This window comes from Hydrogenophaga sp. GW101-3F08 (assembly GCF_059424585.1).
Window position 1 is genome coordinate 498,160 of record NZ_JBWKZP010000001.1, and the last position, 18,360, is coordinate 516,519.

Here is an 18,360-nt window from a genome sequence, read left to right on the forward strand (position 1 = left end):
CCTGGCATGGGGGCGCTTGGCTGGCGCTGGAGGGTGCTGTTGGGCATGCCCCCATTGTGAGCCGACCGCCCAAAAGGAAACCGCCGAGGAAGCCGGCTTCCTGGCGGTTTTTCGTGATCTTCCACCGCCCTGACGAGCCGCCCGGCAACCGGGTCCGGCGGGGGGCGGCGCCGTGTTACATGTTGTCGATCATGACCTGACCAAACCCGGAGCAGCTCACCTGGGTGGCGCCGTCCATCAGGCGGGCGAAGTCATAGGTCACCTTCTTGCTCGCGATGGACTTCTCGATCGAGCTGATGATCAGATCGGCGGCTTCTTTCCAGCCCATGTGCCGCAGCATCATTTCGGCGGAAAGGATTTCGGAACCCGGGTTCACGTAGTCCTTGCCGGCGTACTTCGGCGCCGTGCCGTGGGTGGCCTCAAAACAGGCCACGGAGTCGGACAGGTTGGCGCCCGGGGCGATGCCGATGCCGCCAACCTGCGCAGCCAGGGCGTCGGAGATGTAGTCCCCGTTCAGGTTCAGCGTGGCCACCACCGAATACTCGGCCGGGCGCAGCAGAATCTGCTGCAGGAAGGCGTCGGCAATGCTGTCCTTGATCACGATGTCCTTGCCGGTCTTCGGGTTCTTGAACCTGCACCACGGGCCACCTTCGATCAGTTCGGCGCCAAACTCCCTCTGGGCCAGGGCATACGACCAGTCCCGGAAGCCGCCTTCGGTGTATTTCATGATGTTGCCCTTGTGCACGATGGTCACGCTGGGCTTGTCGTTGTCGATCGCGTACTGGATGGCCTTGCGCACCAGGCGCTCGGTACCTTCGCGCGACACCGGTTTGATGCCGATGCCCGAGGTGTTCGGGAAACGGATCTTGGTCACGCCCATCTCTTCCATCAGGAACTTGATGAGCTTCTTGGCCTTGTCGGACTCGGCCTCGTATTCGATGCCGGCGTAGATGTCTTCCGAGTTCTCGCGGAAGATCACCATGTTGGTTTTCTCGGGCTCTTTCACCGGCGAAGGAACGCCCTTGAAGTACTGCACCGGGCGCAGGCAGACGTAGAGATCGAGTTCCTGGCGCAGTGCCACGTTCAGCGAACGGATGCCACCGCCCACGGGGGTGGTCAGCGGGCCTTTGATGGAGACCACGTACTCGCGCAGCGCGGCCAGGGTTTCTTCGGGCAGCCACACGTCGGGGCCGTAGATCTTGGTCGACTTCTCCCCGGCATACACCTCCATCCAGTGGATCTTGCGCTGGCCGCCATAGGCCTTGGCCACGGCCGCATCCACCACCTTGAGCATCACCGGGGTGATGTCCAGGCCCGTGCCGTCGCCTTCGATGTACGGCACGATGGGCTGGTCAGGCACATTGAGCGACATGTCGGCGTTGACGGTGATCTTCTCGCCTTGGGCAGGGATGGTGATGTGCTGGTACATGGGGACGGGTCTCCGTGAGAGGCTGTGGGGTGAGGCGTCGGCCCATGTTGACGTGGTCCGGCGGCCGCACGGGATCGTGCTCGCAAATTCTAGTTCCGATTGTTCCGCCCAGGCCAGGCGCCCCCTTGGGGCCCAGCCAGCACAGCCCTACCACGGCGAATGGCGGACAATGTGCGCTGCCCATGACCACCGCACTTGCTTCATGAACCGACTGCTCGCCCTACTGTCCTGCCTGCTGGCCGTTTTCACACTCCCGGCATGGTCGCAGGACGCTCCCCAGCTCCAATTGCCACGCGTGACACTCTCGGCGGGCATGCACCTGATCAACGCCCAGGTGGCGGCCACGCCGGAGCAGCGCACCATCGGGCTGATGTTCCGGCAGGAGATGCCGGCGAACGAGGGCATGCTGTTCGTCTTTGAACAGCCCGCGGGCCAATGCTTCTGGATGAAAAACACGCTGCTGCCGCTGACCGCCGCCTTCGTGGCCGACGACGGCACCATCGTCAACCTAGCGGACATGAAGCCGCAGACGCTGGACTCGCACTGCTCGGCCCAGCCGGTGCGCTATGTGCTGGAAATGAACAAGGGCTGGTTCGCCAAACGCGGGCTCAAGTCGGGCTCCAGGCTGGGTGGTGCGCCCTTTGAGCGCAGCAAATAGCCAGAGCCGGAGCCCTGCCGTCGGTCGGCCGCACCCCGGCCTCGACACCCGTGAACGACAAAGGCGACCCACACAGCCCTTGCTGTCCGGGTCGCCTTTGAGATCAGACGCCGTCGATGAAAGCGCGTCCACCTGAACGGTGGGGCGGCCTTCAGTGCCTCAAGCGGAAACGGTTTCCAGCGCCGCGTTGAGCGTGGGGCTCGGACGCATCACGGCGGCCAGCTTGTCAAAGTCGGGCTTGTAGTACCCGCCGATGTCCACCGGCTTGCCCTGCACCGCCGCCAGCTCGGCCACGATGGTCTGTTCGTTCGCCGTCAGTCGTTGGGCCAGCGGTGCGAAATGAGCGGCCAGCGCCGCATCTTCGGACTGCGCGGCCAGTTCCTGGGCCCAGTACATGGCCAGGTAGAACTGGCTGCCGCGGTTGTCCAACTGACCGGTCTTGGGCGACGGGTTCTTGTTGTTGTCCAGCAGCTTGCCGGTGGCAGCATCCAGCGTCTTCGCCAGAATCTTGGCCTGGTTGTTGCCGGTTTTGATGCCCAGATCTTCCAGCGAGACCGCCAGCGCCAGGAATTCACCGAGCGAATCCCAGCGCAGGTGGTTTTCCTCCACCAGCTGCTGCACGTGTTTGGGGGCCGAGCCACCAGCGCCGGTTTCGTACATGCCACCGCCGGCCATCAGCGGCACGACCGACAGCATCTTGGCCGAGGTGCCCAGTTCCATGATGGGGAACAGGTCGGTCAGGTAGTCGCGCAGGATGTTGCCGGTGGCGCTGATGGTGTCCAGACCGCGCACCACACGCTCCAGGGTGTAGCGCATGGCACGCACCTGGCTCATGATCTGGATGTCCAGACCGGTGGTGTTGTGCTCGTGCAGGTACATCTTGACCTTGGTGATCAGTTGGGCCTCGTGCGGACGGTACTGGTCCAGCCAGAACACCACGGGCATGCCGGAATTGCGCGCCCGGGTCACAGCCAGCTTGACCCAGTCGCGGATGGCGGCGTCCTTGACCTGGCACATGCGCCAGATGTCACCGGCTTCCACGTTCTGGCTCAGCAGCACCTCGCCCGTGGCCAGATCGGTGATGTTGGCCACGCCATCTTCGGGTATCTCGAAGGTCTTGTCGTGTGAGCCGTACTCTTCGGCCTGCTGGGCCATCAGGCCCACGTTGGGCACGGTGCCCATGGTCTTGGGGTCAAAGGCGCCATGCCATTTGCAGAAGTTGATGATCTCCTGGTAGATGCGGGCGAAGGTCGACTCGGGCATGACCGCCTTCACGTCCTTCAGGCGGCCGTCGGCGCCCCACATCTTGCCGCCGTTGCGGATCATGGCGGGCATGGACGCGTCCACGATGATGTCGTTGGGCGAGTGGAAGTTGGTGATGCCCTTGGCCGAGTCCACCATGGCCAGTTCGGGGCGGCCTTCGTGGCAGGCGTGCAGATCGCGCTTGATCTCGTCCTGCTTGCTCTGTGGCAGCGTGGCGATCTTGTCGTACAGGTTGGCCATGCCGTTGTTGACGTTCACGCCCAGTTCGTCGAACAAGGCGCCATGCTTGGCGAAAGCGTCCTTGTAGAAAATCTTCACGCAGTGGCCGAACACGATGGGGTGGGACACCTTCATCATGGTGGCTTTCACGTGCAGCGAGAACATGACGCCGGTCTTGTGGGCGTCCTCGATCTCTTTCTCGTAGAACGCTTCCAGCGCCTTCTTGCTCATGAACATGCTGTCGATCACCTCGCGGTCGAGCAGCGAAACCTTGGGTTTGAGAACGATGGTCTTGCCGCTGTTCGTGATCAGCTCCATCTTCACGTCGCGCGCGCGGTCCAGCGTGATCGACTTTTCGCCGTGGTAGAAGTCGCCGGCGTGCATGTGCGAGACGTGCGAGCGCGAGGCCTGGCTCCATTCGGCCATGCTGTGCGGGTTCTTGCGGGCGTATTCCTTCACGGCCTTGGGCGCACGGCGGTCCGAGTTGCCTTCGCGCAGCACGGGGTTGACGGCGCTGCCGATGCACTTGGCGTAGCGGGCGCGGATGGCCTCTTCTTCGGGCGTCTTGGCCGACTCGGGATAGTCGGGCAGCGCGTAACCCTTGGATTGCAGTTCCTTGATGGCACTGACCAATTGCCCCACCGAGGCGCTGATGTTGGGCAATTTGATGATGTTGGCTTCGGGCCGATGCGTCAGCTTGCCCAGCTCGGCCAGCGCATCGGGCACGCGTTGCGCTTCGGTCAGGCATTCGGGGAACGTGGCCAGAATGCGCGCCGCCACCGAGATGTCGCTGGGCACCACGTTGACGCCAGCGGGTGCGGTGAACGCCCGGATGATGGGCAAGAAGGCACTGGTGGCCAACAGCGGCGCTTCGTCGGTCAGCGTGTAGATGATGGTGGGTTGCTGGTTGCTCACGGTTTTCTCCAGATATCGTTGTAGGCATCCCGCTGGCTCGCGTGGCAGGCCAGCCGAATCGGCGGATAGTCCGCAATTTTGCTTTCAGTGCACTGACCCAGACCCCGCTTTTTGAACCGCCATCTCACAATGCGAACTATTGAGTCCGTGTGACCAACTTTTTTTTCTCGAATCGACGATAACGACCTCTCGATCCAGGAGATCGGGGTCCCTTTTCGCGCCGGTCTGGCCGCCCGCCACGCCGCACCCACCGGCAACAAAAAAGGCCCGAAGGCATGGCCTCCGAGCCTTTTTTCTGTCAGCGCAAAAAACGACTTCAGGCGAAGTTGGCTTCAGCGAACGACCAGTTCACCAGCTTGTCGAGATAGGTTTCGACGAACTTGGGACGCAGGTTGCGGTAGTCGATGTAGTAGGCGTGTTCCCACACGTCCACGGTCAGCAGGGCCTTGTCGCCGGTGGTCAGCGGGGTACCGGCAGCGCCCATGTTGACGATGTCGACCGAACCGTCGGCCTTCTTCACCAGCCAGGTCCAGCCGGAACCGAAGTTGCCCACGGCGCTCTTGACGAACGCTTCCTTGAAGGCAGCGTAGCTGCCCCATTTGGCATTGATGGCCGCAGCCAGCGCACCGGAAGGCTCGCCGCCGCCGTTGGGCTTCATGCAGTTCCAGAAGAAGGTGTGGTTCCAGATCTGGGCGGCGTTGTTGTACACGCCGCCGCTGGACTTCTTGATGATGGACTCCAGGTCCATGGCCTCGAATTCGGTGCCCTTTTGCAGGTTGTTCAGGTTCACCACATAGGCGTTGTGGTGCTTGCCATGGTGGAACTCCAGCGTTTCGCGGCTGTAGTGGGGCGCCAGATCGTCCAGGCCATAGGGCAGTGCGGGCAAGGTGTGTTCCATGGAGGTTCCTCGTAGGTGGGTTTGTTGTGGGGAAAGAAAGCTGGGCCGGACGCGAAGCCCTCCAGCAAGACGATCGCGAATTGTAGGCACGCACAAAGGGACAGCAGATATCAGGGTTTCTTGGGTTCACACCCTCAGGAATCCACCGTCAGGCCCAGTTCGCCGTCGGCGAGCGTGGCCCGCAGCGCCTGCCCCGCCCGGGCCTGCGCCGCGCGGGTCAAGGCCTGGCCCTGCGCGTCGGTCAGGAACGCGTAGCCCCGCTCCAGCACCAGACGTGGATCGAGCAGACCGAGGGCGGCTTCCAGACGCTGCAGACGCCCGCTGTGCTGATCCTGCGCGCGCCGCAAGGCCTGCGGCAAGGCGGTTTGCAAGGACTGCAGCCGGCTCTGCTGACGCTGTGCGGCCAGCAACAGCCCGCTCTGCAGCCGGTGCTGCAGACCCATGAGCCGCTGACGGCTCTCGTGCAGCCGACCCGAAGGCCTGCCCAGGCGCTGGCCGAGCCGATCCAGTCGCTGCGCGCGCTGGTCGATGGCGCCGTAGGCGGCCTCGGCCAGACGTTCGCTCAGATAGACCAGTTCGCCCAGGCGCGCCTCGCGTGCGGGGGCACACAGCTCGGCCGCGGCCGTGGGTGTGGGCGCGCGCAGGTCGGCCACGAAGTCGGCCAGGGTGAAGTCGGTTTCGTGGCCCACCCCACACACCACGGGCATGGGGGCCCGTGCCACGGTGCGCACCAGCGTTTCGTCATTGAACGACCACAGGTCTTCCAGCGAACCGCCACCCCGCACCAGCAGCAGCACGGCGCTTTCACCCGTTTCCTCGTGGCGACGGTAGGCGGTCTGCAGCGCCGCACACAGTTCGGCCGGTGCCTGTGCGCCCTGCACCGCTGCGGGGTACACCACCACGGGCAGGTGCGGAACCCGCCGACGCAGCGCGGTGATGACGTCGCGCAACGCCGCCGCCCCCAGCGATGTGACCACGCCGATGCTGCGCGGCTGGGGTGGCAGCACCCGTTTCCTGGCCGCATCAAACAGCCCCTCGGCTTCAAGCCGCGCCTTGAGGCGCAGGAATTCCTCGAACAGCGCCCCCTGGCCGGCCGGTTTGAGACTGTCCACGATCAGTTGCAGGTCGCCGCGCGGACCGTACACGTCAAGTTTTCCCTGGGCCTCCACCACCTGCCCGTCGCGCGGGGCAAAGCTCAGTTGTTCGGCCGAGCGGCGAAACAGGGCGCAGCGCACCTGCCCGGTGTCGTCCTTGAGCGAGAAGTAACAATGCCCGCTGGCCGCACGCGAGAAGCCCGAAATCTCGCCACGCACCGCCACCGGATTGAAGCGCGCGGACAAAGTGTCAGCAATGGCACGCATGAGCGGCCCAACCGCCCAGACACGGCGCGCCGACACTGCATCGGAATCAAAAAATGGCTCAGACACAGGGCTCTCCAGACCAAATGTGTCCACAATCCGCGTGATTTCTTGGGGTGCACCCCAAAAGACCGCACGCCACCGGGTCCGAGCGCCAAGCCCTTGAAATCAAAGCAGTTTCTGTTGCCTGTTTTGTCATCGAATTGTCTGGAACGAGGCCTGGTGCGGCTTGAGGGGTGGGATGGACCGGGTTCTTCACAAAGTTATCCACAGAATCTGTGCATCGCGGCGGGCCCCTCGGCGGTGCGATGGTGGGGATGGCATCTGCTGGGCTACGGCGCGCTGGTCTGCGCTGGAGCCGACCGCTTTGGAGGCTGAGCCATAATCGCCGGACCGCCCTTCGGCCGCAACGCGTCGGCCTTTCCTGGAGCCCTGATTTGCTTTCCATCATACAAGCCGCCGGCTGGCCGATCTGGCCATTGATCCTCTGTTCCGTGCTGGGCATGGCCCTCGTCATCGAGCGCTTCATCAGCCTGAAAACCGCCAAAATCGCCCCCCCCAAACTGCTCGATGAAGCGATCATGGTGTCGCGAAACGGCATACCCGGCCCGGACGTGGTCAAGCAGCTGGAACAGAACTCGGTGCTGGGCCATGTGCTCGCCAGCGGGTTCCGCACCTTCAACAGCAACCCGGTAGCCACCGAAGACGATCTGCGCGCCAACCTCGAGATCGCGGGCCGCCAGGCCGCCGCCAAGCTCCAGCGCTACCTGGGTGCGCTCGCTACCATCGCTTCGGCCGCGCCTTTGCTGGGGTTGCTGGGCACGGTCATCGGCATGATCGAGATCTTCGGTTCGCAAGGCGGTGAAGGCGGCATGGGCACCGTGCCTGGTGGTGGCAACCCCGCCCAGCTCGCCCACGGCATATCGATCGCCCTCTACAACACCGCTTTCGGTCTGATGATCGCCATTCCCGCGCTGATCTTCTGGCGCTATTTCCGGGCCCGCGTGGACGAATACCTGTTGGCCATGGAACTGGCGGCCGAGCGCTTCGTGCGGCATTTGTTGAGCCTGCGCAAATGAACTTTCGACCCGGTTCCCGTGACGAGCCCGAGATCAACCTGATCCCGTTCATCGACGTTCTGCTGGTGGTGCTCATTTTCCTGATGCTCACCACCACCTACAGCAAGTTCACCGAGCTGCAGGTCAACCTGCCGGTGGCCGACGCGCAGGCGCCGCGTGAGAATCCCAAGGAAGTGATCGTCTCGGTCAGCAACGATGGGCGCTACTCGATCAACAAACAGCTGCTCGAAGGCAACGGGGTCGAGATGCTCACGCGCGCGCTGTCGCTGTCGGCCCAGGACAACCGCGAGGCGGTGGTGGTCATCAGCGCCGATGCGGCGGCCACCCATCAGTCCGTCATCAACGTGATGGACGCTGCACGGCGCGCAGGCCTGGTTCAGATCACCTTTGCCACCCAGCAGTCCTCCGGCGCCAAGGCTGCCCGCGGCAAGTCCTGAGCCTCTCTCCCCATGAACCCAGGGCCAGCCGACCGGCAAGCGCGCTGGCTGGCTGCGGCGCAGGAGCGCGGCCCCCGGGCCAGGCTGTTGTGGCCGCTCTCGTTGCTGTACCGCGTGCTCACGGGCCTGCGGCGCTGGCTGTACGCCGTCGGCGTGTTCAGGCCCGGACGTCTGCCCGTCCCAGTGATCGTGGTGGGCAACGTGGTCGTGGGCGGCGCGGGAAAAACCCCCACGGTCATCGCGCTGGTGCAGCACCTGCGTGCACTCGGTTGGCATCCTGGTGTGATCTCACGCGGCTACGGCCGCCACAGTGAGCGGGTGATCGACGTCGGGCCAGACACCCCCGCAGCGGATAGCGGCGACGAGCCCGCGCTGATCCGCCGCGCCACCGGAGTGCCGGTTTTCGTGGCCAGGCGCCGGGTTGACGCCGCGCAAGCGCTGCTCGCGGCGCACCCGCAAGTGAACGTGCTGCTTTGTGACGACGGGCTGCAGCATCTGGCGCTGGCGCGCGATCTGAGCATCGCCGTGTTTGACGAGCGTGGCACCGGCAACGGCTGGCTGTTGCCCGCCGGGCTGTTGCGCGAGCCCTGGCCCCCCGCCCCAGGCACACCGTTCAGCCCCGATCTGGTGCTGATTCAGCGCCGAGAAGACCATCCCGCCACCGGGGTTCCATCGGCTGCGGGGGTGCCCGTGTTCCATGCGGTGCGCCGCCTGGCGGACCACGCCGTGGGTGTTGGCGATCAGCGAATCTCCCTTGAGGCGCTTCAAGGCCAGGCCCTGACCGCCGTGGCTGGCATTGCCCGCCCCGCGGTGTTTTTTGACATGCTGCGCGCGCGCGGACTCACGCTGGCCCGTGAGGTGGCGCTGCCCGACCATGCGGATCAGTCGGTCTACGAAGCCCTGCTGGCGCTCCCGGCCACCACGGTGGTTTGCACCGAAAAGGATGCGGTCAAGCTGTTTGCCCTGCGTCCCGACGGCGCAACTCAGGTCCTTGCCAATGTCTGGGCAATACCGCTGGAACTCGCGCCCGAACCGGCATTTTTCGCCGCCATCGGTGCGCATCTGGCTCGCCTGAAAACCCGGCATTGAGACGCATGGCCCGTGCTGGCCGCGACTATCATCTCGGCATGGACACCAAACTGCTTGAACTGCTGGTCTGCCCGGTCACCAAAGGCCCCCTGATCTACGACCGCGAGAAACAGGAACTGCTCTCACGCAGCGCGCGTCTGGCCTATCCGGTGCGCGATGGCATCCCGATCCTGCTCGAACACGTGGCCCGCACCCTGACCGAGGAAGAAGCGGCCCGCCCACCGGTTCCCACACCGCTTCCATGAGCCGCCCCGCCGAGAACACGGGCTTCACCGTCCTGATTCCGGCCCGGCTGTCGTCGAGCCGCCTGCCCGACAAGCCCCTGGCCGACATCGCGGGCTTGCCCATGGTGGTTCGCGTGGCCCAGCGCGCGCGGCTGAGCCACGCCACCCGCTGCGTGGTGGCCGCGGACGATGCCCGCATCGTGCAGGCCTGCGAGGCCCATGGCATCCCGGTCCTGCTGACCCGCACCGACCACCCTTCGGGCAGCGACCGCTTGGCCGAAGCCTGCGCCCTGCTCGGTCTGGCCGACGATGAAGCGGTGGTCAACGTGCAGGGCGACGAACCACTGATCGAGCCCGCGTTGATCAACGCGGTGGCGGCCGAGCTCCAGCGCCGCCCCGACTGTGTCATGAGCACCGCCGCGCACCCAGTGGACTCCATGGCCGACTTCCTCAATCCCAATGTGGTCAAAGTGGTGCTGGACCGGACCCAGACCGCACTGTATTTCAGCCGGGCACCCATCGCCTGGTGGCGCGACGGCATGGCGGCGCTCGATGGGGCGGCGCTGAACAACACCCTCCCCTCGCCGGCGCCGTTGCGCCACATCGGCATCTACGGTTACCGCGCCGGCTTTCTGCGCCGATTCCCCGGGCTGGAACCCGCACCACTGGAAATCACTGAGTCGCTGGAACAGCTGCGCGTGCTCTGGCATGGCGAGCGCATTGCGGTGCATCTGAGCCCGGTAGCACCCGGGCCCGGCGTGGACACCGAACAAGACCTGGAACGGGTCCGCGCCCTGCTCGGCGCACGCTGATTTCACGCTCAAAACCGGCCCGCTGGCTGTAAGCCGGGGCCCGGGATGCCCGTGCTATCCTCGACCGGTCGCCCCCGGCTCCCGGCCCAGGGGGCCGCCACGAGAGACACGTGGCCTCCGCATTGAAACTCTGAAAAGGAACGTGATGAGACTGATTCTGTTGGGCGCTCCGGGTGCCGGCAAAGGAACGCAAGCCACTTTCATCTGCCAGAAATACGGCATTCCCCAAATCTCCACGGGCGACATGCTGCGCGCCGCCGTCAAGGCTGGCACGCCGCTGGGCCAACAGGCCAAGGCCGTCATGGAATCGGGCGCTCTGGTGAGCGACGATCTCATCATCAATCTGGTCAAGGAACGCATCGCCCAGCCCGACTGCGCCAATGGGTTCCTGTTCGACGGGTTTCCCCGCACCATCCCGCAAGCCGACGCCATGAAGGCTGCCGGCGTGAAACTGGACTACGTGCTCGAAATCGACGTGCCGTTCGACGCCATCATCGAGCGCATGAGCGGCCGCCGTTCGCACCCCGCCTCGGGCCGTACCTACCACGTCAAATTCAATCCGCCCAAAGTGGCCGGCCTTGATGACGTGACCGGTGAGCCGCTGATCCAGCGCGAGGACGACAAGGAAGAAACCGTCCGCAAGCGCCTGGAGGTCTACAGCGCGCAAACCCGCCCGCTGGTGGACTATTACAGCAACTGGGCCAAAGCCGATGCCGCTGCCGCGCCCAAATACCGCGCCATCAGCGGCATGGGTTCGGTGGACGACATCACCACCCGCGCCTTTGCGGCCTTGTCGGCGTAAGTCCGACACCACCCCGCCTCAAGCCCGGCCCGACGCCGGGCTTTTTGTTGTCCGCTCTCTTTTCAATCCTCGCTTGCAAAGACTTTGAAACTGGTTAAAAATACAGCTACTGGATAAGAAGACAGCCCCATCCGGCACCATTCGCGCTGGAGCTGCTTTCCGCCCCTTTTGCTACACATTCCTGCCTGCGCCCGACGCCCTACAAGAGGTTTTCCATGATCGAGTCTGCGTTCTATCCGCCCAAGCTCACGGCCCGCCAGCAACAGATTCTGGAACTCATCCAGAGCGCCATTGCGCGCACCGGTGCGCCACCCACCCGGGCCGAGATCGCCACCGAACTGGGGTTCAAGTCGGCCAATGCGGCCGAAGAGCACCTGCAGGCGCTGGCGCGCAAAGGCGTGATCGAGCTGGTCAGCGGCACCTCGCGCGGCATCCGGCTGCGCAGCGAAGACCTCCAGTCCATCAACGAATCGCGTGGGCGCCAGATGACGCTGCCCCTACCCAGTCTGTCGCAGTTGATGCTGCCCCTGGTTGGCCGTGTTGCGGCGGGCTCGCCCATCCTGGCCCAGGAACATGTTGATCAAACCTACCATGTCGAACGCAGTCTGTTCCAGCACACGCCCGACTACCTGCTCAAGGTACGCGGCATGTCCATGCGAGACGTGGGCATCATCGACGGTGACCTGCTCGCCGTGCAAGCCACCAAAGAGGCCAAGAATGGCCAGATCGTGGTGGCCAGATTGGGCGACGATGTGACCGTCAAGCGCTTCATGCGACGCCAGCATTTGATCGAGCTGCACGCCGAAAACCCGGACTACAAGACCATCGTGGTCGAGCCGGGCGAACCCTTTGAAATCGAAGGCCTGGCTGTCGGCCTGATCCGCAACAGTTTCCAGATCTGACCCACCGGGTCCATGTCGCCTCAGCAGGTGGCGGGCGTTTGGCCGGACTCGTGAAATTTACGGGCCCGGCACATCCCTGCGCTGGCGGCCCCACTCGCAATCCTGCCTGTGTTCAACCCCTTTTTGGAGTTTCGCATGGGAATCCGCTTCACCACCAACACCTGGCGCGCACCGTTGCAGTTGATCGACTGCTGGTTGCCGGCCGCCCCACAACGCCCGTCCACACCGCGCACCATGTCGCAGGTGGTGCGGCATTTCACCCGCGCAGGCTGGCTGGGCCGTGCCATGGATGTTTCGGCCCCCGCCGCCAACAACCGCATGGCCACAGGCAACAGAGCCATTCAGCCGCCAGTTGTCCACCGGGCCTGTCACGTGAGAGTGCTCCGTTCGGACGGCGCATCCGCCAGCGACCGCAACAGTCCGCGCCTGGTGATTTCGGGCCGCATCAGCGATGTGTGCGCCGAACTCGACCGACTGGCCGCGCTGGAGCATCAAGCCGAGGCCCGCCCCACCTGAGCCGAGATCGGTTCCGCCGCCCCCGATCTTTGCCGCATCCTCGCTGTGTTGATCGGGGCCAGATCGCAGGGCATGTTCCGGTGCGGTAAGGCATGACCATGCGGGCACAATAGCCCCATGAATATTGTGATCCTCGATGACTACCAGGACGTGGTCCGCAAGCTGCGTTGCGCCGAAAAGCTCGAGGCCTATCCGGCCAAGGTCTTCACCAACACCGTCAAAGGCGTGGGGCAGCTATCCATCCGCTTGCGCGACGCCGACGTGCTGGTGTTGATCCGGGAGAGAACCCAGATCACCCGCCAACTGGTCGAAAAGCTACCAAAGCTCAAGCTCATCGCGCAGACCGGTCGGGTCGGTGGGCACATCGATGTCAATGCCTGCACCGAACGGGGCATTGCCGTTGCCGAGGGCGTGGGCGCGCCCTTTGCCACAGCCGAGTTGACCTGGGCCCTGATCATGGCCTCCATGCGGCGCATTCCCCAATACGTGGCCAACCTGAAGCATGGTGCCTGGCAACAGGCCGGCCTGAAGTCGTCGTCCATGCCTGTCAACTTTGGGGTGGGCATGGTGCTCAGAGGCAAAACCCTGGGGGTCTGGAGCTACGGCCGCATTGGCCAGCTGGTGGCCGGGTACGGCCGGGCCTTTGGCATGCGGGTGATCGTGTGGGGCAGCGAGGCCTCAAGGCAGCGGGCCTCGGCCGATGGCTACGAAACCGCGAAAGACAAGATCGATCTCTTCGAGTCTTCCGACGTGCTGACGCTGCATCTGCGGCTGGGCGAAACCAACGCCTGCAGCGTCACGCTGGAGGACCTGTCCCGCATGAAGCCAACCTCGTTGCTGGTGAACACCTCCCGCGCCGAGCTTCTTGAACCCGAAGCCCTGCTGGCGGCCCTGAACCGTGGCCGTCCTGGCATGGCCGCCGTGGACGTGTTCGAGTCCGAACCGATCCTGCAGGGCCACGCACTGCTGCGTCTGGAGAACTGCATCTGCACGCCACACATTGGTTATGTCGAGCAGGAGAGCTATGAAACCTATTTCGCGTCCGCGTTTGACAACGTGGTCAGCTACATCAAAGGCACGCCGACCAACATCGTCAACCCGGGTGCGCTGCAGGTGCGCCGCTGAAGCATCGACGAACGCCGGGGATTCCCCCGGACATAAAAAACGCCGAACTGACCCGGCGTTTTCTTTTTTCCGACGTCACTTCTTCTGGTCGGCCGGTTTGTTCTGCGACTCGCCGTCGGGGGGCATGAAGTCCAGAACCTCAAAATCGATCAGATTGCCCTCGGCGGCCTTGAACAAGGGATCACCGGGCGCAGGCACCGGTTGAGCGGACGGCTCCACCGGCGCTGCGATCTCGGGCAGTGAAGCCTCAAAGGCAGACACCTCGGCCAGTTCGTCCAGATCCACATCCAGCCCCAGGCGCGGTGAGATCGGTGGCGCCAGATCCAGTGGCTCGGTCTGGCGGTCAAACACAGACGCGGCCAGCGCCTTGCTGCCCGCTGCTTTGAGCGGTTGCATGGCCGTGTGATGAAAATCGTTGACGGGTTGAGGCGCATCCGGCTCGTGCTGGTTTATCTCCTTGGCAATCGCATGCAGCAACAGCAGCTCACGATAAGCCTCCAGATCGAAAACCTCGGCTTCCGTGTCGTTGTGCTCTTTGAAAATCGACTGTTCGATCACTTCCAGCACCTTGGGACCTGGCCACAGCGCCTGGATACGGCTGAACGCGGCCTCATACGCCTCCAGGCCACGGCTTTCATCGGTGTACTGATCAAACGGTGGTGCACCGGCGTTGAAAATGCGGTTGAACTCTTCGCGCAGCCCTTCGTAGTCCTTGCGACGGTTGAGCTTGTGGTACAGCTTGAACAGGTCCAGATAAGCCAGCGCGCTGGGCTCCTGGCTCTCAGTCAGGTGGTGGCGCAGCACCTGGATGGCCTGATCGTCCTCGCCCAGAGAGATGAAAAAATCGGCCTGCTGCTGCACATCGAACAGCTCTTCGGTCGCCACCGAACGGGAAACACCGATCAGACTCGGGGCGAACTCGCGTTTGTCCTTGGGCCTCAGTCCCGGCACGCTTTCAACACCCACCTCGGACAACGGGCTGTACTCATCGAACGAGGATTCCCGGTCAAGATTCAGATCGATGTCCAGGGACTCGTTCCTGGGAACGCCCGCGCGCACCACCGGACGCCTTTCGGCCTTGCTGGCGGCGCTGGGCGCCCACCAGGCTCTGGAAGCCTCGGAATCCGTGACCTGCCGGCCTTTGCGCCGCCACAGCATCAGCAACGCCAGCAGGGCCAGCAACAACAAGGCCCCGAGCAGGTACACCAGCCCGTTCAGATAACGCTGTGAACGGGCCTGTTCCAGGCGGGCATTGAGCTCGCTGATGACCGCTTTGCTCCGGGTTTCCTCCTCTCGCAGGCCCTTGGCCTCGGCCTCCAGCACCGCCATCTTCCGGGCATCGCGCAGGATCTCCTCCGGCGACGCATTGATGGCTTTCCACAGCAAGCCGGCCGCGGCGCGCTCTTCCTCAGAAGCGGTCGGCTCGCTGAGCAGGGAGGGTGAAAGTCGGAGCACCGGATCGCGCTCGATGTTCAGGCTCAGGTCCAAGGGATCGAGTTGCAGGCGCGGGCCGGTAGATTGCGCGGGTTCCACCGGTCGACGCACCACGCTGGGGAGGCGGGGTCGGGCCGGTCGTGCGCCAGATGCGCCAGGACCGGTCGCCCTCGCGGCGGCATCCGACCGCCTCGCAGGCGCCGCCGGTGCCGCTGCCCCCACGGGGACTCCGGCGACGGAAGAAGCCGACGGCAAGGCCATGGCGCCGGTCTCTGCCGCCGAGGGACTCGGTGCAGCCGATCTGGCCGGTTCGCTGAGCAGGTCGGCCAGCAAGACGTAGCGACGTGTGAATGGCGTACCGCAACCCGCCCGCACCTGGATCGTGACAATGGGTTCGGTGACCGGCTCGCTCGACTGGATACGCACCGAAGCTTCGGCGTCGGGAGCGGATCTCTGGGGCGTGCTGCGCACCGATCCCGCAGAAACCCGGGCGTCGCCGTACAGCACTTCGGCCTGTATGCACAGCGCGGCGATATCCTCCCCCGGGCTCAACAGGGCTTGTACTCGCACGTCCAGTGGACGCCCGATCACGGCCGCCCCACTGTGCCTTCCCAACGTTACCGCCGAACTGCTCAAAGCAGTTGATAGCAAAATACAGGCTGTCCAGATCTGGCGCACGTCAGAGACCCTTCATTTCTTTGTCGGAACATTCTGTCATAGCTTGCCGCGATTTCGACCCAAATAATACTTTCATATGCAATCTGTTTTCAGAACCGTCGGCGTCGTGGGCACCGGTGCCATGGGTCGTGGCATCGCTCAAATGAGTGCCCAGGCGGGCAGCGAGGTGCTGCTGTTTGATACCCAAGCCGGTGCCGCCGACGCCGCGTTGAACGCGTTGCGGGACACTTGGCAAAAGCTGCTGACCAAGGGAAAACTGGACCAGGCCGAGCACGATGCCTGCATTTCCCGCGTTCGCCTGGCCGATGCCTGGGAAGCCTTGGCCCCTTGCGATCTGGTGGTCGAGGCCATCGTTGAAAAGCTCGACATCAAGCGGCGCCTGTTCGCCGATCTGGAGAATCTGGTCGGGCCCAAAACGGTGCTTGCAAGCAACACCTCGTCGCTGTCGATCACGGCGATTGGCGCAGGGCTCAAGAGGCCCGGCCAACTGGCGGGTTTTCACTTTTTCAATCCTGTTCCCCTGATGCGGGTGGTGGAAGTCATTGCCGGCCTGAAGACGGACGCTGTCGTGTGCCAGCAACTCATGGATTACGCACGCCAGTTCGGACATACCCCTGTATCGGCACAAGACACCCCCGGCTTTATCGTGAACCACGCGGGTCGGGGCTATGGCACCGAGGCACTGCGTGTGGTTGGGGAAAAGGTGGCCGACTTCGCCACCATCGACCGCATCCTGAAAGACCAGGTGGGTTTCCGTCTCGGCCCGTTTGAGCTGATGGACCTGACCGCGCTGGACGTGTCGCACCCGGTGATGGAATCCATCTACCACCAGTACTTTGAAGAACCCCGCTACCGCCCCAGCGTGATCACGGCCCAGCGGCTGGCCGGTGGGGTGGTCGGGAAAAAAGTGGGTGAGGGCTTTTACAACTACGACAACGGTGCAGCGCAGATGCCTGCCGAGCCACCCGCGCCCGTGGTGTCGGCGCTGCCGCCGGTCTGGGTTTCACCCAAGGCGGCTCGGCGCGCCGAGCTCTACCAGTTGCTGAAAAATCTGGGTGCCAGCATCGAAACCGCAGCGACGCCCTCCGCCAGCGCGCTGATTCTGGTGGCCCCGCTGGGGCTGGACGTGACCACGCTGGCTGCGGTGGAGCGGCTGGACGCCACCCGCACGATCGGCATCGACATGATGCTGGACGATGCTTCCACGCGACGGCGGGTGCTGGCCACCAACCCGGCCACCCGCCCCGACATGCGCGATGCCGCCCACGCCCTGTTTGCCCGCGATGGCAAAGCGGTGAGCGTGATCCGTGACAGCGGTGGCTTCGTGACGCAGCGCGTGGTGGCCACCATCGTCAACATCGCCACCGACATGTGCCAACAGGGCATCTGCTCGCCGACCGACCTGGACGTGGCGGTCACACTGGGTCTGGGCTACCCCATGGGACCGCTGGCCTTGGGGGACCGCATCGGCCCCACCAACGTGCTGGAGATCCTGTTCAACCTGCAGACGGTGTATGGCGATCCCCGCTACCGCCCGTCTCCCTGGCTGCGCCGACGCGGCGCGCTGGGCCTGAGCCTGACGCACGAGGAGGTGTAACCCCACCCTGCGCCGCTTCGCGTCTTCCCGCCAGGGGAGCACACCGACGGCCTGGCAAAGCCCGCTCCGTGGTGTGCGCTGGATGCCGTCACGCAACATCCCAACGATTCCTGAAAACGCCATACGCCTCATGACCGCCAGCCTCAAAAGCCACAGCCATGGCCAGACCATGGTGCTGACCATCAGCAACCCCGAGCACCGCAACGCCCTGGGGCCGGACCTGTACGCCGCTGGCGTGGAGGCACTCAACGTGGCCGAGAACAACCCGGAGCTGCGCAGCGTCGTCATCACCGGCGAGGGCAACCACTTCTGCGCCGGAGGCAACCTGCAGCGGCTGATGGACAACCGCCAGCAGCCGCCCGAGGTCCAGGCGCAAAGCATCGAAGGTCTGCACAACTGGATCGAAACCATCCGCGCCTTTCCCAAGCCGGTGGTGGCGGCCGTCGAAGGCTCGTGCGCGGGCGCCGGTTTTTCGCTGGCGCTGGCCTGCGACCTCGTGGTCGCGGCGCACAACAGCGTGTTCGTGATGGCCTACAGCAACGTGGGCCTCTCGCCCGACGGCGGAGCCACCTGGAGCCTGATGCGCGCCCTGCCCCGCGCCACGGCGCTGCAGCTGCTGATGGGCGGCGAGCGCATCAGCGCCGAGCGGCTGCAGCAGCTCGGTGTGATCAACCAGGTGAGCGCCCTGGGTGAATCGCTGAGCGACGCGCTGGCGCTGTGCGAACGGCTCAATGCACGCGCGCCCAACGCGTTGGCCAGCATCAAGGAGCTCGCCAACGAGGCGATGACCGGTTCGCTGCACGCCCAGCTCGGCGCCGAGCGTGACCACTTCGTGCGCAACCTGCACCACGCGAACGCGGGTGAAGGCATCGCGGCCTTCCTCGACAAGCGCCGCGCCAACTACCTCTGAGCGAGGCACCGCCGT

17 protein-coding genes are annotated in these 18,360 nt (G+C 64.5%); 12 read left to right on the forward strand and 5 right to left on the reverse strand.

The annotated features are described in order from the left end of the window. Positions 1-175: 175 nt before the first annotated feature. Positions 176-1,429 (reverse strand): NADP-dependent isocitrate dehydrogenase, encoded by a 1,254-nt coding sequence (icd, locus tag AC07YZ_RS02565; RefSeq protein ID WP_494793590.1) that lies wholly within the window; start codon positions 1,427-1,429, stop codon positions 176-178. Between the two features lie 202 nt (positions 1,430-1,631). Here icd and AC07YZ_RS02570 point away from each other — a divergent pair, with 202 nt between their 5' ends. After that, complete coding sequence (locus AC07YZ_RS02570; RefSeq protein ID WP_226492875.1) at positions 1,632-2,087, forward strand: DUF192 domain-containing protein; 456 nt, start codon at positions 1,632-1,634, stop codon at positions 2,085-2,087. A 159-nt stretch (positions 2,088-2,246) separates the two neighbouring features. Here the strand turns inward: AC07YZ_RS02570 and AC07YZ_RS02575 are convergent, their stop codons facing one another. From AC07YZ_RS02575 to xseA, 3 genes are all read right to left on the reverse strand, one after another. Further along, positions 2,247-4,484, reverse strand: coding sequence for an NADP-dependent isocitrate dehydrogenase (locus tag AC07YZ_RS02575; protein WP_226492874.1), 2,238 nt, complete (start codon positions 4,482-4,484; stop codon positions 2,247-2,249). 316 nt (positions 4,485-4,800) lie between these two features. Further along, positions 4,801-5,382, reverse strand: a complete 582-nt coding sequence (locus tag AC07YZ_RS02580; protein WP_226492873.1) for a superoxide dismutase — start codon at positions 5,380-5,382, stop codon at positions 4,801-4,803. A 134-nt stretch (positions 5,383-5,516) separates the two neighbouring features. Next, positions 5,517-6,809: an exodeoxyribonuclease VII large subunit gene (xseA, locus tag AC07YZ_RS02585; protein ID WP_494793591.1), complete on the reverse strand. Its 1,293-nt coding sequence runs from the start codon at positions 6,807-6,809 to the stop codon at positions 5,517-5,519. A 368-nt stretch (positions 6,810-7,177) separates the two neighbouring features. Here xseA and AC07YZ_RS02590 point away from each other — a divergent pair, with 368 nt between their 5' ends. The 9 genes from AC07YZ_RS02590 (at position 7,178) to AC07YZ_RS02630 (ending at position 13,726) form a co-directional block, all read left to right on the forward strand. Further along, a complete protein-coding gene (locus tag AC07YZ_RS02590; RefSeq protein WP_226492871.1) occupies positions 7,178-7,819 on the forward strand; it encodes a MotA/TolQ/ExbB proton channel family protein in 642 nt (213 codons plus the stop codon). Then, positions 7,816-8,256, forward strand: coding sequence for an ExbD/TolR family protein (locus tag AC07YZ_RS02595; RefSeq protein WP_226492870.1), 441 nt, complete (start codon positions 7,816-7,818; stop codon positions 8,254-8,256). The genes AC07YZ_RS02590 and AC07YZ_RS02595 overlap by 4 nt, the downstream gene beginning before the upstream one ends. Positions 8,257-8,268: 12 nt before the next feature. Next, complete coding sequence (gene lpxK, locus AC07YZ_RS02600; protein WP_494793592.1) at positions 8,269-9,345, forward strand: tetraacyldisaccharide 4'-kinase; 1,077 nt, start codon at positions 8,269-8,271, stop codon at positions 9,343-9,345. A gap of 38 nt (positions 9,346-9,383) precedes the next feature. Then, on the forward strand, positions 9,384-9,590 hold the full coding sequence (locus tag AC07YZ_RS02605; RefSeq protein ID WP_494793593.1) for a Trm112 family protein: 207 nt from the start codon (positions 9,384-9,386) through the stop codon (positions 9,588-9,590). Next, on the forward strand, positions 9,587-10,381 hold the full coding sequence (kdsB, locus tag AC07YZ_RS02610) for a 3-deoxy-manno-octulosonate cytidylyltransferase (RefSeq protein WP_494793594.1): 795 nt from the start codon (positions 9,587-9,589) through the stop codon (positions 10,379-10,381). Before AC07YZ_RS02605 ends, kdsB begins: the two co-directional genes overlap by 4 nt. Positions 10,382-10,526: 145 nt before the next feature. Continuing rightward, the gene (gene adk, locus AC07YZ_RS02615) at positions 10,527-11,183 is read left to right on the forward strand and encodes an adenylate kinase (RefSeq protein ID WP_494793595.1); all 657 of its coding nucleotides are present in this window, start codon (positions 10,527-10,529) and stop codon (positions 11,181-11,183) included. A gap of 215 nt (positions 11,184-11,398) precedes the next feature. Then, positions 11,399-12,085, forward strand: coding sequence for a transcriptional repressor LexA (lexA, locus tag AC07YZ_RS02620; protein WP_494793596.1), 687 nt, complete (start codon positions 11,399-11,401; stop codon positions 12,083-12,085). A gap of 135 nt (positions 12,086-12,220) precedes the next feature. Next, entirely contained in the window at positions 12,221-12,601 is a 381-nt protein-coding gene (locus tag AC07YZ_RS02625) for a hypothetical protein (protein ID WP_494793597.1), read from the forward strand. A 117-nt stretch (positions 12,602-12,718) separates the two neighbouring features. After that, on the forward strand, positions 12,719-13,726 hold the full coding sequence (locus AC07YZ_RS02630) for a D-2-hydroxyacid dehydrogenase family protein (protein ID WP_226492863.1): 1,008 nt from the start codon (positions 12,719-12,721) through the stop codon (positions 13,724-13,726). Between the two features lie 75 nt (positions 13,727-13,801). On the opposite strand, the gene AC07YZ_RS02635 is transcribed toward AC07YZ_RS02630, so the two are convergent. Then, positions 13,802-15,838, reverse strand: a complete 2,037-nt coding sequence (locus AC07YZ_RS02635; RefSeq protein WP_494793598.1) for a type IV pilus assembly protein FimV — start codon at positions 15,836-15,838, stop codon at positions 13,802-13,804. Positions 15,839-15,914: 76 nt separating this feature from the next. Here AC07YZ_RS02635 and AC07YZ_RS02640 point away from each other — a divergent pair, with 76 nt between their 5' ends. Next, positions 15,915-17,435 (forward strand): 3-hydroxyacyl-CoA dehydrogenase, encoded by a 1,521-nt coding sequence (locus AC07YZ_RS02640; RefSeq protein ID WP_494793599.1) that lies wholly within the window; start codon positions 15,915-15,917, stop codon positions 17,433-17,435. Positions 17,436-17,565: 130 nt separating this feature from the next. Further along, entirely contained in the window at positions 17,566-18,345 is a 780-nt protein-coding gene (locus tag AC07YZ_RS02645) for an oxepin-CoA hydrolase, alternative type (RefSeq protein ID WP_226492860.1), read from the forward strand. Positions 18,346-18,360: the final 15 nt, after the last annotated feature.

What these genes read in the sequence shown, in the direction of transcription:
- icd (WP_494793590.1), bottom strand. Translation starts at nt 1,429, where the DNA reads ATGTACCAGCACATCACCATCCCTGCCCAAGGCGAGAAGATCACCGTC.
- AC07YZ_RS02570 (WP_226492875.1), top strand. Translation starts at nt 1,632, where the DNA reads ATGAACCGACTGCTCGCCCTACTGTCCTGCCTGCTGGCCGTTTTCACA.
- AC07YZ_RS02580 (WP_226492873.1), bottom strand. Translation starts at nt 5,382, where the DNA reads ATGGAACACACCTTGCCCGCACTGCCCTATGGCCTGGACGATCTGGCG.
- AC07YZ_RS02595 (WP_226492870.1), top strand. Translation starts at nt 7,816, where the DNA reads ATGAACTTTCGACCCGGTTCCCGTGACGAGCCCGAGATCAACCTGATC.
- lpxK (WP_494793592.1), top strand. Translation starts at nt 8,269, where the DNA reads ATGAACCCAGGGCCAGCCGACCGGCAAGCGCGCTGGCTGGCTGCGGCG.
- AC07YZ_RS02605 (WP_494793593.1), top strand. Translation starts at nt 9,384, where the DNA reads ATGGACACCAAACTGCTTGAACTGCTGGTCTGCCCGGTCACCAAAGGC.
- kdsB (WP_494793594.1), top strand. Translation starts at nt 9,587, where the DNA reads ATGAGCCGCCCCGCCGAGAACACGGGCTTCACCGTCCTGATTCCGGCC.
- adk (WP_494793595.1), top strand. Translation starts at nt 10,527, where the DNA reads ATGAGACTGATTCTGTTGGGCGCTCCGGGTGCCGGCAAAGGAACGCAA.
- lexA (WP_494793596.1), top strand. Translation starts at nt 11,399, where the DNA reads ATGATCGAGTCTGCGTTCTATCCGCCCAAGCTCACGGCCCGCCAGCAA.
- AC07YZ_RS02625 (WP_494793597.1), top strand. Translation starts at nt 12,221, where the DNA reads ATGGGAATCCGCTTCACCACCAACACCTGGCGCGCACCGTTGCAGTTG.
- AC07YZ_RS02630 (WP_226492863.1), top strand. Translation starts at nt 12,719, where the DNA reads ATGAATATTGTGATCCTCGATGACTACCAGGACGTGGTCCGCAAGCTG.
- AC07YZ_RS02640 (WP_494793599.1), top strand. Translation starts at nt 15,915, where the DNA reads ATGCAATCTGTTTTCAGAACCGTCGGCGTCGTGGGCACCGGTGCCATG.
- AC07YZ_RS02645 (WP_226492860.1), top strand. Translation starts at nt 17,566, where the DNA reads ATGACCGCCAGCCTCAAAAGCCACAGCCATGGCCAGACCATGGTGCTG.